This window comes from Pontibacillus chungwhensis (genome assembly GCF_030166655.1).
Taxonomy (GTDB): domain Bacteria; phylum Bacillota; class Bacilli; order Bacillales; family BH030062; genus Pontibacillus.
Map to the genome: position 1 here is coordinate 3,615,578 of NZ_CP126446.1, position 13,448 is coordinate 3,629,025.

Genomic DNA, 13,448 nt, shown 5'->3' on the forward strand with positions numbered 1-13,448 from the left:
TTGCGTCTTGTGGAGTATTCCAGCCTATTACATCGTATTTACAATCAACCCAATATGTGTGAAGTAGTTCATAACCCCAAATCCGATAAAAATAATCCCAGCTATTCGCCATAACAGAAACATCGCTCGATCCAAACTATGATTCCGCTTCTCTTTCATTAAAAATGGGAACATTGCCGCTCCGAGGCCTGTAATCGCATAGAGGGCTGAGATAAAGGTTGCTTCTACCATTGGATATTCCGCAAATGCACCAGAGATCGGCTCTTGTGGCGGTGCCGCAAATAACTGATAGGTCACACCCGCAATCCCGATCGCAATTAACGCGTAGCCCATAGCCGCACCAAAGTAAGACATCGGCTTAAATAAATGAGGCATATCAGAGAGAAGACGCTCTGAAATAACCCGGGGATCCTTCAAATCTAACCCTTCCATGCGATACTGGCTTGACTTTCGCCATAACAAAACAGCAACACCTAACAACAATACCCCAAACGCAAGACTCGGTTCCCCGAAGATAATATCGTCAAAAGGGAAGCCAATTTCAGCCAGAGGCCAGGTTAATGTCATATGAGCACCCGTTAACGTCAAAATAAACCCAAGCACCCCAAATCCCATTGACCATCCCTCAAGCTCACGTACTTTCCCTCTCCGAAGACTCGTCAACAACTTCAAGATCAGCAAAATTCCGACTCCCGTTGCGATACACATGATCGTATTGTACACCTGTGTCGATGCCCAATTAATCGTCATGGACTCCCTCCTCGCTAGTAGATCATTCGAACTACAGACTTTCTTCCCTTCCAACATTACCCTAAACTTCTTTCGGGTCACGAAGGAGGCGTTTATGTTTATTGAGAGCTAGGGAGGTCGGGAGATTGCTCGCTTTCCTCGGGATAGAATCGTGGCTAGTGGACATCCCCCCTCCATCTTCCTACAGTGGCAAATTTCCGTTCCCACTATATATGGCAAAGGTGGTTCGGGAAATTGCGAGACTCCTGCGGCAGAAGGAGCCTAGGGGAGACCCCACAGAGAGCGAAGCGAACGAGGAGGCTCCCCAGCTCGCCGCGGAAAGCGAGTGATTTCCCGAACCACCTTTCGCTCTGACTAACGCTAACGGAAACATTCTCTCAAACGTACAATAAAAAAAAGACATATCCAGGGAAATATACCTAAACATGCCTTAAAAACAAGCTGAGACAGAAAGGAATGTCCCTTGATCAAACGTTTGATCAATAGACTATCCCCCCTGTCTCAACCTCGCTGCAATCTCTTCCATAAAGATAAAGAAGATCGTTCGCGTCTTTTCAAACGGAAGCAATTCATCGCTTTGATTAAATTTGGATAAATGAAAAACGTAGTCAGCTAATGAGTGCTGCGTGTTCACATACTCCTCAAGGATCAGCATAATTTCAGCATTTTTCTCCTTCGTCTTCTGAAACAGTGTTTCAAATGATGAGAACTTCCCAGTTACCGATAGAACGATCAGCAACGTATCCTCATCCACCATCTGCTCCGCGTAATCCTCACTATGAGTGACTTTAATCTTTTTATCGGACACAATATCAAGCTTGTAGGCAAAATACTCCGCACTTATAAAAGAAGGACCTAATCCGTAGATGATAATTTTATTAAATTTATGATAGATCGAAACAAAATCATCAACAATTTGCTTATCAAAATTCTCAAGGAAAAGCATCAATCGCTCGATTTCTTCCGTCCTCTTCTCACTTTCCCACTCCACCTGCTGGCCGCTAAAATAAAGCTTGTACTGCTTAAAATTACTAAACCCAAGCTTCCGAACAAGCGTAGACACCTTAGAAGGCGAAACCTCACAAATCTCAGCCGCTTCAATAATCTTCAACCGATCATTCTCCGCCACAAGCCCAGACACCTTCCCGTGCACTTCCTTCTCAAGCTTCGTCAACTTATCCGTATCCAACCTCAACATCACAACTCCCCCTTTCCTTCCTTTATATATAAAAATCATTTTTATTAAGAATTACCACACAAAATCTCTCTATGCAAGAGAACGCGCACCCTAAAACAGGTGCACGATGTTTTAATCTCTTTCATATTTTTATCTCTTTGACATTTTACCAATGGGCCGTTTGGACTCTGTTCGGTCAGGGGGGGGCTGAGGAACTGCGAGACTCCTACGGGAAGAAGAGGTCGACGAGACCCCACAGTGAGCGAAGCGAGCGAGGAGGCTCGACAGCTCGCCCGTGGAAAGCGAGTAGTTCCTCAGCCACCCCCAGCTCTCATACCGCAACGGCCATTAGCAAATTTAATTAAATATCGAATAGATGAGCTTGTTCACCTCATCCGTATGAGGCCGAATCTCCTTCACCACTTCCTCGTTCACCTTCTTATAGAACGCATGGTTCTCCTCATCAGGCGTGAACGTCGTTTCCGTCCGAACAAGATCCTCCGTAGCTGAATGAAAATCTTCATACAACCCAAGATAACGAACCGTACAGATTGCAGCTCCGAGGCAGGCGCTGCTGCTTCCCACGCGGCGGCGGGTCGGCAAGCCAAATACATCAGCGAGGATTTGCATCATCACATCGCTCTTAGAGCCACCACCGATGACAACAAGTTCCTCGAGCTCTATCCCAATCTCCCTCACCATGTCATCAATATTGTTCTTCATATTAAAAGCAATCGCTTCTAAGATTGAACGATAGATATGATAACGAGTATGGCGCTGGTCAAACCCGATCATCATACCTTTCCGATAAGGTCTGTCAGGAGAAGCAAGCCAGTCCAGGATTGTGAAGAGCCCTTCGCTTCCAGGAGGAATCTCCTCGGCTTTTTCGTTTAAGAAAGCTTCTTCAGAAAGGCCGCGTTTCTTTGCTTCCGTTGTAAGCTCTTCTCCGATCAGGCGTTTGAACCAACTTACTGTCCATAATCCTCTGCGAATCCCGTTTGATTCATAAGCATATTTAAACGGAATCGAAGCGAAGGTTGGAAAGAAGTTCTCAGCGTTTTCAACGTATTCATCACGAACTAACATCGAGGAAATAAACGTTCCAAGAGAGATCATGATGGATCGATTTTGGTCAATTCCTGATCCAAGCGCTTCAACCGCCTTATCATTTGCCGTCGCGACAACAGGGACCCCCTCGCTTAGACCGAAGTCCTTCGCGAGTTCTCCCCGAATCGTACCTAACGCATCACCTGGCTTGACTAGATTGAATAACATTTCTCTACTCAGGCCGTCTGCTTTAATATCTTCATCGTCTTCAGACCAGTCTAACGTATGGCGATCAACAGGCCAGAACACCTCACAGTTGGCAGCCGTATCGTTATACTCACCCGTTAACCGTAAACCAAGATAGCCTGAGGTTGTCGTTACATACTGAACCTCGTCGTCTTTATGCTCATACGGCTTCGACATTCGACCATCCATCCAGCTGATAACCGGGTGAGCCAGGTTGCCGTGTTCGTCTAACAGAACACGGCAACACCGGATGGTACAAAGTCCGATGCCTACAATGGCTTTTCGGTCCCCGTCAAAATTGGCGAGGCAATCTTGCACAGCTTCATATAAGCTATCCCATAAATCATCGTCTGGGTGGACGACCACGTCTGGTTCAGGAGAGAGTGTTTCTTTAAGAGCGCATGAACCGTAAGCTTTTTCGTTCCCCTTTGTATCGAAAATCACGACTTTTGTACTTTGGGATCCGCTGTCGATCCCCATAATATACTGTGCGCTCATCGTCATTACCCTCTGATATACTTCTTCACTTCATTGTCTTGAGGGAAGATCGTACCGTGGTTCATGATGCCATTTGGATCAAAGGCTTCTTTTAACTTCTCTAGCATGTAGTAAGCAGAACCATGTTCTTCTTTCGTCCACTCTGAACGATACTTTCCAATGCCGTGGTGGTGACACATGGATCCACCTAGCTTAAGCGTTTCTTCAATAATTATTTGGTGAATCGGGTGGTGGTACACCATCAATTCGTCTTCTGGATCACAGTTAATCTCATAATTGTAAACAAAGTACATGTTCGTCCCATTCAGATAGCTATGAGAAGAGTGACCTCCAAGCATCGTTAGATCTTCTGCGCGGTCAAATTCATTTCGTACACGTGCTATAACATTGTTATAAATCTTAATTACATTTTCCCAATCCGCAGAAATTTCTGTTGTGAAACCATCATGCGTATTATGCTTTACCATTTCCTCAATCTCTGCATCAATTCTGCTCTGATCCCAGTTTAAATTGTTAAACCAGTCTTCGATTAAAGAAGAGTCCACTCTCTTCGTAATACCAGAGCGGAATTTCTCAACCGCTTCATCAATCGCTTCACTTGTTGCCTTTACAATGCCTTTCGCACCTTCAGCCATGAAGATCAGCACACATTTTCCTTCATAGAAATGACCAAAGTGGTTTCTTGCATCTTCTTCTGAATAACAGCGAGCAACAGATGGACGGTATCCATTTACCATTACTTCTCTTAAAATACTAATGCCCGTTTCCATATCTTCGATTAAATAGCCGTGGAATTCATTGTTTTCTGGCGTGTATTTGAAGATTTTTACCGTTACTTCTGTAATGTAGCAAAGGGCTCCTTCGTTACCAAGCGCGATATGACGAATGTCCGGTCCACCAGATCTTCTTGGTACATTTTTAATCTTCGAAATGTTCCCTTCCGGAAAGACGCATTCTAAACCAACAAGCATATCTTCCATAGCTCCGTAAAGCGTCGAGAACTGACCAATACTTCTTGTCGCTACAAGTCCGCCAAGCTGCGCTACTGGTTTTGATTGAGGCGAGTGACCTGTTGTATAACCGATCTTACGCAGTTCATCTTCAAGCGTTTGAAGTTTCACACCAGACTGAACCGTCGCCTGCATGTTGTATGGATCAATGTTAATAATTTTGTTCATCGTAGACCCATCAATAACAACTGTTTTCTCTTTCCAGTTCTCAAGTCCACCTTCTGTACCTGTCTTCCCGCTTCTCGGAATCACGTTAATCTGATGTTCATTACAGTACACCAGGAGTGATTTTACCTCTTCAGGTGAATGGGGATAAACAATCGCAAGTGGCTTAGGTACATCTAGAACATTTTTCGACTTTGCATATTTCTTATATCGATCAGCGGAAGCATCATATAACGCTTCGTCGTCTGTTACTATTTGGTCCTCAGATAATAAATCTTTTAATTCTTCTACGGTTTGGTTTTTTGTCATTGTCATACACTCTTCTCCTTTATATGAATCTAGTATTTTTTATCGAACTAAGTATCCACCATCAACATTCAGAAGCGTCCCGTTTACATAGTTGGAAGCATCTGATGCGAGGAAGACAATAGCGCCCATTAAATCCACAACATTTCCCCATCGGTTCGCGGGGATATGATCAAGTACTCTTTTGTTCTTCTCCTCATCCGCTCCGGTTGCTTTTGTAACATCCGTTGCGAAATAACCTGGAGCAATGCCATTCACCTGAATATTGTATTGAGCTAACTCATCGCAATACGCCTTCGTAAATCCGGCTAATCCGTGCTTTGTAGCCGCATAAGCCGGTGACCATTGACCCCCAAGGTAAGAAAATAACGAACACGTATTGATGATCTTACCGCTTTGCTGTGGAATCATATGTTTTGAGACTTCATGAGCCAGATCAAATGGAGCAGTCAGATTCACTGAAACCATTTTGTCCCACTGAAGCCGGGTAAAATTCGTCACATCCGGTTCATTTAAACCGATTCCTGCATTATTAAGCAGGATATCAATGCGACCGTATACCCGGAGACACTCGTCAACGATTCGCTTACAAGCTCCGTCCTCTGTCAGATCAGCCATCATTAAGTGATAGCGAACGCCTTCTGCTTCGATTAGCTGTTTCGTTTCTTCATCTTCTACCATGCTCACGACGAAGATGTCCGCCCCAGCTTTAGCGAGCGCAAGAGCAAACCCTTGCCCTAATCCGGAATTGCCACCCGTGACCAGCGCGACTTTACCCTGTAATTGAAAGAAATTCATATTAAAATCCGTGATCTTTGTCTGTTCGGCGCTCATCCTTTTATCCCGCCATTCCTTTTTTGTTAATTTCTGAGTACATTGTAAAACGATTTTCTGTTAAAAATCAACTGATTTTAAGAGAAATTTCTTTTTTAATGTGTTTTATTCCATTCAAAAGAGAAATTTCTCTTAAACTGATAGTTGAATGAAAACGGTTAGAGTTGGATTTCTCGACGTTCGTTCTCTTTTCTGGACGTCATTAATAATTTTCTCGTCATCATTAGCCAGATTCTCGACATCTGCATGGTCTTTTTCGCCGTCCCAAGCCATTTTCTAGACGTTCTCTCCCACTTTCTCGACGTCAATTCCGGTTTTCTTGACGTCACCTGCTTCTTTCTCGACGTGACTCTCTCTTTTCTCGTCGTCATCGCCCACTTTCTCGACGTGGCTATCGCTTTTCCTGACGTCCCCGCTCCCTTTCTCGACGTCTCACACACCCATCACATAAAAAAGAGGCTCCCCAAACGGGAAACCTCTCCAAAAAAACTCTATTCCACTGTCTCAAGCGCCGCTTCTCTCAACCGTTCAGCAAATGCATCAGCCGCGATCGCTTTTGTTCCGCCGCCCTGAACAAAATTCGGCTTGCCGCCGCCTTTAGCTTCAATAAGAGGCATTACTTTCTCGGCTGCTTCTTTCATATTTCCACTGCAATTTGCTCCTTGAGCTAACACATACTGTAGCTGGTCCTTCTGTTCGCTCACAAGCACTACAATCCCTGAAGGCGTCTGTTCTACAATTTTCTTCCCAAGGTCTTGAAGGGTCTTGATCGTACGGTTCTCATAAACACGTTCTATAACCGGAACACCAGCAGCTTCACCTGCAGTTGATGCAAGATCGCGCGCTTCATATTCTAATAGTTGAGCCATTTGTTCGGCTAGCTGCTTATCTTTTTGCTTACTTTCCTTAATAAATGAGGAAACCTCTTGTTCCAAAGCTTCTTCAGGTCGCTTCATAAGGCCCTTAATACCGTTCAGCACCTTATGCTTGTTGCCTAATTGCTCAAGCACGCGGTTTCCACACACAAACTCGAGGCGAACTATCTTTTTCTGACGACTCCAGCCAAGGAGTTTGATCATCTGCACTTCGCCCGTGGATCTTGGATGGGTTCCGCCACAACCGTTATAATCCACATCAGGAATTACAACAAGACGAACGGCTTCATCGACAGCGAGTTTCTTACGAAGGGGGTACTGATTTGACTCATCCACCGTCATCCATTTAGTTTCAATTGGACGATTGTCACGGATCACCTCGTTCACCCGTTCTTCCGCTTTCTCAAGCGTCTCTTCCGTTAGGTCCGTAGCATCTAAATCGATGGATACGATTTCTGCACCCAAGTGGAAACTAAGCGTGGCCATGCCGAACTCATCTTGCATGATCGCAGATAAGATGTGCTGACCTGAATGTTGTTGCATATGATCAAAGCGCCTCGCCCAATCCACAACACCGTTCACTGTACTAGCATCTAGTGGTTCAGCTACATAATGGCGCACTTCTCCATCCACTTCTTCGACATTATCGACACGAATCTCATTCAGAGTTCCCTCATCAAAAGGTTGCCCCCCGCCTGTCGGATAAAAGGCCGTTTCTTCTAACACGACATAGTCACGACCCTCTTCATCCTTATCGTTTTTAACCACTTGCGTATCGAAAGACGTTTGGTACGCATCGTTATAAAATAATTTCTTCGTCATTCCTTATGCCTCCCATGCTGATGTATCGCGCTATTTATTAGATCGGAAGGTGTAACTCGGCTTTGGTTCCTGTTCCCTTCTCCGATTCAAATCGAATGTCCCCGTGGTGAGCCTTTACGATCTCAAAACAAATCGGAAGCCCCATCCCGAGACCATGTTCCTTAGACGTGTAAAAAAGAGTTCCTAGGTTCGCAACCTGGTCAGGCGACATCCCTTCCCCCTCATCTTCGATCGTCACAACCATTTCCCCGGTCGTCCGATCAGAGGTTAAGCGTACGGTAATATTCCCGCCATCTTCCATCGCCTCTGAAGCATTCTTGATAAAATTGATCAGCACTTGCTTGATCTTAGATTCATCCAAACTCACGATGAGATCCTGAGCTTCTGATTGGAATCCTATGGAAATCCCCTGGGATCTCAAACTACTCTTCATTAAATCGATGGTGTCGCTAATCAATCGATGAAGGTTACAAGGGCCAGGCTGAATGGCTGTCGGTTTACCAAGGAGCACGAACTGATTGACAAGCGTCTTCATCCGCTCTAATTCTGTTGAAATGACAGCCAGGTATTGTTCTTGATGTTGGCCTTCCTTCAGAAGCTCTGTTAAGCCGATAATAGAAGTCAGAGGGTTACGGATTTCATGAGCCAGTCCAGCACTGAACTTTCCGAGCGTCGACAGCTTCTCAGATTGAATCAGCTGCTTTTGAAGATCATAATAGTTCGTCATGTCCCTGAGTTGCGCAAAAGTACCAATAATATTATCCCCATCGAATAGAGGTAAAACATCAAGCTGGCAAATCCTTTTCTTTCGCTCATCATCCATATAAATCGTGACTTCCTCATTCTCAACTTTCGCTCCTGTTTTGAGAACCTGGTCAATATACGGTTTTATATAGTAGGTTTGCTCCCCTTGATCAAAACGCTCTTTCGTTTCGTAATCCATGATCTCCTCCAAGGAAGCATTGTACCTGGTTATGTATCCTTCCTTATCCGTCATCAAGACACCAAGAGGCGTTGTATCAATCATAATCCTGTTTAAGATCTCGAGCTCATTGTTCTTCTCCATGAGTCTAAGCTCACGCTCAATTGAATCTACCGTGGAAGATAAAAGCCCAAGATGAAAATGACTCGCATAGTCAACAAGGGTCATAATGGAAACCGTTCCTGTTAGATGTCCATCCCCCGAATAACTAAACGGCGCTGAGTAGCAAGCAATACCATGCAGCGCATCATAGTAGTGGTCGTCTCCAACCAACGCAACTGGTGTACCATGATAGAGTGAAAGACTAATGGAATTGGTACCCGCACGTTTCTCATCAAAGCGTACGCCGTTATGGATTCCGAACGTATTAACCATCTCCATAATACTCGGATCCCCGAATTGATCAATGAGATAGCCTTCCTCATCCGTCGTTGCAATTAAGATCGGTGCGCCATTCATGTAGTAGATCACTTTCTCCATAAAGTGATGAATGATCGGCAGCGAGACTTCTAGTTTCTTTCTGCTTCGCTCGATCTCTTCTTCTGTTAATTCGACTTGCAAGCTTGGCACACTGTTTGGATCCAGCCGGTAATTCTCCTTACACCTTTTCTTCGATTGCTCTATATATGTACGAAAATCGGTCATCCTCAACCCCCTCACCTCATATAGTTTCCTTATTTACCACTGTATCACACAAAGTGCTTCAATAAGAAAATCGAGCAAGAATTTTGCTTTAGAAGTTTATTTTATCAAAATATGTAAAAAAAGAATCTTTTTAGTAATTCTTTATTACCATTTATATCCTAACGTGTTATAATGCCATTAGAACTATATTCGACAAGTCAGACATCTTACCAACCTAGCCATTGGGGAGATTAACTATGGAATTTCGACATTATATAAATGAACACACGCCAACGGAAGAATTAAAAACGACCATTACGGATTTACGATCAACGATGATTGAAACAGGACTCACTTATGGACTTAATGACGATCGAACAATTGAGCTTAGTCAGAAGTTAGACCAGTATATTACGGAAATCCAAAAACGAAATGGGAATTCTCTTATGTAAAGCCTGAAGCTGAATGCTTCGGGCTTTTTTAGTATATAGCGCATACCATTCCCCCTTTTAACGCCTCTTTCTACCAATCATGCCCCCTTATTCTATATCTAAAAAATATACACGTTTCCTTCCCATTACCAAATCTCTCCCTTGAGGGATTATAAGACTATCCCCCCTCTTAACATAGGCATGACCAAATACCTAACCGATAAAGTATACGATAATAATATATTAAAATATTTAAAATGCATTGCTATGTTAAAAATTACATGTTTAAATACATGTAATACTAAAAATTGGTATTATAAAAATGTTACCAACGAGGGATGGTGGTTATTGTGAGGCGGTTGTTAAAAGATTTAAATAAAGAAGATCAAATTTCTAGCGACGTCGTTGTTAATGATAAATTAATATTAAAAAAAGGCACTCAATTGAGTCCTCACCTTCTGGAAAGACTAAAAAAATGGGGAGTCCTAGAAGTTGAAGTTAGTTCAAAAGTCCCTCACCCCTATCAAAATAAGGGGGCCGCAGATTCAACCCATCCCTATTATGAAAAATTATTCTATGAAAGCTTAGCTCAGGTTTATTCGGAAGAACGATACGGGCTATCCTTACATAAGGAAGAAATGATTCATTGGGTTAAAGAGTTGTTTATTACTATTATGAATGAGTCCTCAGCCACTCAACTGCTTTTAGACTTAAAGGAGAAAGATCCTTATTCGTATTTTCATTCATTTGACGTCTTCGTAATTAGTACCTTGTTTAGCAATTACTTAGGATCGGAGAATACATATGACTTAGCCAAATCATCCTTGTTTCATGATTTGGGCAAATTAGAAGTGCCGGATTCGATCTTGTTAAAGGAGCAAAAGCTTACATTTAAAGAGTACGAAACAATTCAAGAGCATACATTAAACGGAGAAAGATTGTTAAAGGGTCTGGATGAATCTATATTAGCTCAAGCTATGGCCCGTACTCACCACGAAAGACTAGATGGTTCAGGTTACCCCGACGGATTGACAGAAAAAGATCTCTTGCCAAGCAGTAAACTTTTGAGCATCGTTGATGTATATTCAGCTTTAACGTTGGACCGAGTCTATCGCTCAGCTAAACCATCGATTGAGGCAATGGAGATTTTACTAGAATCACCTAAACAATTTGATTACGAGCTAGTATATCGTTACATGAACATGATGAAAATTTATCCTTTAAACACCACGGTGTTAACCTCGACAAACGAAATAGCTCAAGTTACTTATATCTCTGATCAACAACCTGTAACACCGATTATTCAACTAGAGAAGAACAAAGAATATAAACAGATTCCTCACGACCTTTCTTTAACCATCAAAGAATTTGTCGGATGGAAAGAAGACTATGTGAAAGAAAGAGAAAAATCCAACTGGGATTTATACATGAATAGCTTATTATCCGCTGATAAAAGACAAGCAGAACTACAGCTAAACAAGATCATCGATAATATGAGAATTGAAGACATCTTCACAGAAGTATTTGCTACATCCATGAAACAAATCGGAGACATGTATGAATCGGGAGAGGTAACCATTGCAGAGGAACATGTAGCCACTTATATGACCAAGGAATTAATGAAAATGTTCTCAAAAGACGATCAATTGGAAAAATCCAAGTCTGGGAAAATTCTTTTAACGACCGTTGGAGATGAAAAACACAGTTTACCTTTGGAACTATTCTCCGAGACATTAGAACTGAACGGATGGGAAACCTATCATTTTCATCCTTCCATCCCTATAGAACCACTAACAGAATTCGTCAAAGCCAACCATATATCCTTCGTTGGTTTTTCTGTAATCATGGCAAAGAACATCCCACATGTGGAATCTGCTATTCAATATATAAAACAAAAGCTACCATCAATAAAAATCCTAGTAGGCGGCCCTCATATCCAACACATTTCCCCTAGTATGGTTGATGGTTTTGCCGAAAGTGCTACAGAAGGTTTACGTATAATGAATAATCTCAGATTCGAGATTCCAACGAATGCTTAAGACTCAAAGGCCTTACAATACTTTAGGTCCAATAAAAGAGCAGAAGCCCCTCCAAAAAGGAGAGTCTTCTGCTCTTTTAATGAAAAACTTATAAATACATGTGAACCCCAGGTCCAAAAGGAATACCTAAGAATGCAAATGCTAGTAATAGTACAATCCATACAGATAAGAAGATGATACTATACGGAAGCATAAGCGAGATTAGGGTTCCGAGACCGGCTTTCTTGTCGTACTCTTTCATAAACGCTAGAACGATTATGATATACGGGTTCATCGGTGTAATAATGTTCGTAGATGAATCCGCAATACGGTACGCCGCCTGAATAAAGGCTGGATGATAATCTAAGATGTAGAACATTTTGATGAAGATTGGCGCTTCTAGTGCCCACTGTGCTGAACCACTGAATACCAATAGGTTCATAAGTGCGGTTAAGAAAACGAAACCGATAATAACAGGAATACCCGTTAACCCGATGGATTCTAGTAAATCCGCTCCACTTACGGCAATCCACGTACCGATGTTTGTCCAATCAAAGTACGCAATAAATTGAGCAGCAGCGAAGATTAGTACGATGAATCCAGACATGTCTTTAATAGCGTTACCCATGAAGGTGGAGATGTCTTTCGTTGATGTAATCTTTTTCACTGTCACACCATATGCGACAGCCACTGTCACAAACATAAAGAGAATGATTGGAATAATTCCATCTAAGAAAGTGGAATCCAGAATGCCACCTGTTTCGCTACGTAAAGGTGAATTTGGCCAGAATAGAGCTACAAGCAACACGCCGATATAAGCCACTAGAGCAATGGCAGCGTTCTTTAACCCTTTCTTCTCTAGAGGAGTGGATGCATTCATTTCATTCTTCAGATCTCCCTCGTACTTACCAAGACGAGGTTCAACAATTTTCTCCGTCACAAGAGCACCTGTGATGGATAGCACAACAACCGATGCGATCATAAAGTACCAGTTGTCGAGTGGTGTTACGACAACACTCGACTCTAAACCTGCCATAACCTCTGTTGAGATTCCTGATAACAGAGCATCCGTACCGGCTACAACAATGTTCGCTGTAAACCCAGAACCGACCCCTGCGAAACCAGCAGCAAGACCTGCAAGAGGGTGTCGACCAACTGTGTAAAAGACCATTGCAGCTAAAGGTGGGACGATCACAAACGCGGCATCAGATGCAAGATTTCCCAAAATTCCGACAAATATAACTGCATAAGTTGTAAGGCTCGCTGGTGCTTTCAAGATTGTACTCTTAATCGCTGTTTCAATCAGCCCTACTTTATCCGCTAAACCAATTCCCAACATCATCGCAAGCACAAGACCTAAAGGCTTAAAGCCAGTAAAGTTCTCAAGCATGGACGTTAACATGTACTGAAGACCTTCACCAGAAACTAAACTTTTAATCGCAACTTCTTCTCCAGAACCTGGTTGAACTACGGAAGCACCTAAGCTTGAAACAACCCAAGAAAGTAAAATCATAAAGAGTGCAAGATAAACAAATAACATAAACGGATCCGGAAGCTTGTTGCCTGCCTTTTCAATTCCATTCAAGAAACGAGACATCCCTTTGGACTGCTTTTTGTCCTCAACTTGTGAAACATCAGTTTGTGGTAATGCCATGAACCCACC

Annotated in this window: 11 protein-coding genes; 2 read left to right on the forward strand and 9 right to left on the reverse strand. The window is 42.8% G+C overall.

Going from position 1 to position 13,448, the window contains the following annotated elements; translation table 11 throughout:
- Positions 1-27 precede the first annotated feature (27 nt).
- From QNI29_RS18530 to QNI29_RS18565, 8 genes are all read right to left on the reverse strand, one after another.
- Positions 28-750 (reverse strand): DUF981 family protein, encoded by a 723-nt coding sequence (locus QNI29_RS18530; RefSeq protein WP_231417917.1) that lies wholly within the window; start codon positions 748-750, stop codon positions 28-30.
- Between the two features lie 487 nt (positions 751-1,237).
- Complete coding sequence (locus tag QNI29_RS18535; RefSeq protein WP_231417916.1) at positions 1,238-1,948, reverse strand: MurR/RpiR family transcriptional regulator; 711 nt, start codon at positions 1,946-1,948, stop codon at positions 1,238-1,240.
- 336 nt (positions 1,949-2,284) lie between these two features.
- Positions 2,285-3,718 (reverse strand): FGGY-family carbohydrate kinase, encoded by a 1,434-nt coding sequence (locus QNI29_RS18540; protein WP_231417915.1) that lies wholly within the window; start codon positions 3,716-3,718, stop codon positions 2,285-2,287.
- A 5-nt stretch (positions 3,719-3,723) separates the two neighbouring features.
- Positions 3,724-5,208 carry an FAD-binding oxidoreductase gene (locus tag QNI29_RS18545; protein WP_231417914.1) on the reverse strand — a complete coding sequence of 495 codons (1,485 nt, stop codon included), beginning with the start codon at positions 5,206-5,208 and terminating at the stop codon, positions 3,724-3,726.
- Between the two features lie 33 nt (positions 5,209-5,241).
- Complete coding sequence (locus QNI29_RS18550; RefSeq protein WP_231417913.1) at positions 5,242-6,033, reverse strand: SDR family oxidoreductase; 792 nt, start codon at positions 6,031-6,033, stop codon at positions 5,242-5,244.
- 132 nt (positions 6,034-6,165) lie between these two features.
- The gene (locus QNI29_RS18555) at positions 6,166-6,306 is read right to left on the reverse strand and encodes a hypothetical protein (RefSeq protein ID WP_231417912.1); all 141 of its coding nucleotides are present in this window, start codon (positions 6,304-6,306) and stop codon (positions 6,166-6,168) included.
- 218 nt (positions 6,307-6,524) lie between these two features.
- Positions 6,525-7,730: an alanyl-tRNA editing protein gene (locus QNI29_RS18560; RefSeq protein ID WP_231417911.1), complete on the reverse strand. Its 1,206-nt coding sequence runs from the start codon at positions 7,728-7,730 to the stop codon at positions 6,525-6,527.
- A 37-nt stretch (positions 7,731-7,767) separates the two neighbouring features.
- Positions 7,768-9,357: an ATP-binding protein gene (locus tag QNI29_RS18565; protein WP_231417910.1), complete on the reverse strand. Its 1,590-nt coding sequence runs from the start codon at positions 9,355-9,357 to the stop codon at positions 7,768-7,770.
- Positions 9,358-9,593: 236 nt separating this feature from the next.
- Here QNI29_RS18565 and QNI29_RS18570 point away from each other — a divergent pair, with 236 nt between their 5' ends.
- Positions 9,594-9,788: an aspartyl-phosphate phosphatase Spo0E family protein gene (locus QNI29_RS18570; RefSeq protein WP_231417909.1), complete on the forward strand. Its 195-nt coding sequence runs from the start codon at positions 9,594-9,596 to the stop codon at positions 9,786-9,788.
- Positions 9,789-10,117: 329 nt separating this feature from the next.
- Complete coding sequence (locus tag QNI29_RS18575; protein ID WP_231417908.1) at positions 10,118-11,806, forward strand: HD domain-containing phosphohydrolase; 1,689 nt, start codon at positions 10,118-10,120, stop codon at positions 11,804-11,806.
- A gap of 88 nt (positions 11,807-11,894) precedes the next feature.
- Here QNI29_RS18575 and QNI29_RS18580 read toward each other — a convergent pair whose 3' ends face one another.
- Positions 11,895-13,439 (reverse strand): AbgT family transporter, encoded by a 1,545-nt coding sequence (locus tag QNI29_RS18580; protein ID WP_370635484.1) that lies wholly within the window; start codon positions 13,437-13,439, stop codon positions 11,895-11,897.
- Between the last annotated feature and the right edge of the window lie 9 nt (positions 13,440-13,448).

Coding starts and splice junctions, on each gene's coding strand:
- QNI29_RS18580 (WP_370635484.1), bottom strand. CDS start 13,439: ATGGCATTACCACAAACTGATGTTTCACAAGTTGAGGACAAAAAGCAG.
- QNI29_RS18570 (WP_231417909.1), top strand. CDS start 9,594: ATGGAATTTCGACATTATATAAATGAACACACGCCAACGGAAGAATTA.
- QNI29_RS18535 (WP_231417916.1), bottom strand. CDS start 1,948: ATGTTGAGGTTGGATACGGATAAGTTGACGAAGCTTGAGAAGGAAGTG.
- QNI29_RS18550 (WP_231417913.1), bottom strand. CDS start 6,033: ATGAGCGCCGAACAGACAAAGATCACGGATTTTAATATGAATTTCTTT.
- QNI29_RS18555 (WP_231417912.1), bottom strand. CDS start 6,306: ATGGCTTGGGACGGCGAAAAAGACCATGCAGATGTCGAGAATCTGGCT.
- QNI29_RS18565 (WP_231417910.1), bottom strand. CDS start 9,357: ATGACCGATTTTCGTACATATATAGAGCAATCGAAGAAAAGGTGTAAG.
- QNI29_RS18530 (WP_231417917.1), bottom strand. CDS start 750: ATGACGATTAATTGGGCATCGACACAGGTGTACAATACGATCATGTGT.
- QNI29_RS18560 (WP_231417911.1), bottom strand. CDS start 7,730: ATGACGAAGAAATTATTTTATAACGATGCGTACCAAACGTCTTTCGAT.
- QNI29_RS18540 (WP_231417915.1), bottom strand. CDS start 3,718: ATGAGCGCACAGTATATTATGGGGATCGACAGCGGATCCCAAAGTACA.
- QNI29_RS18545 (WP_231417914.1), bottom strand. CDS start 5,208: ATGACAATGACAAAAAACCAAACCGTAGAAGAATTAAAAGATTTATTA.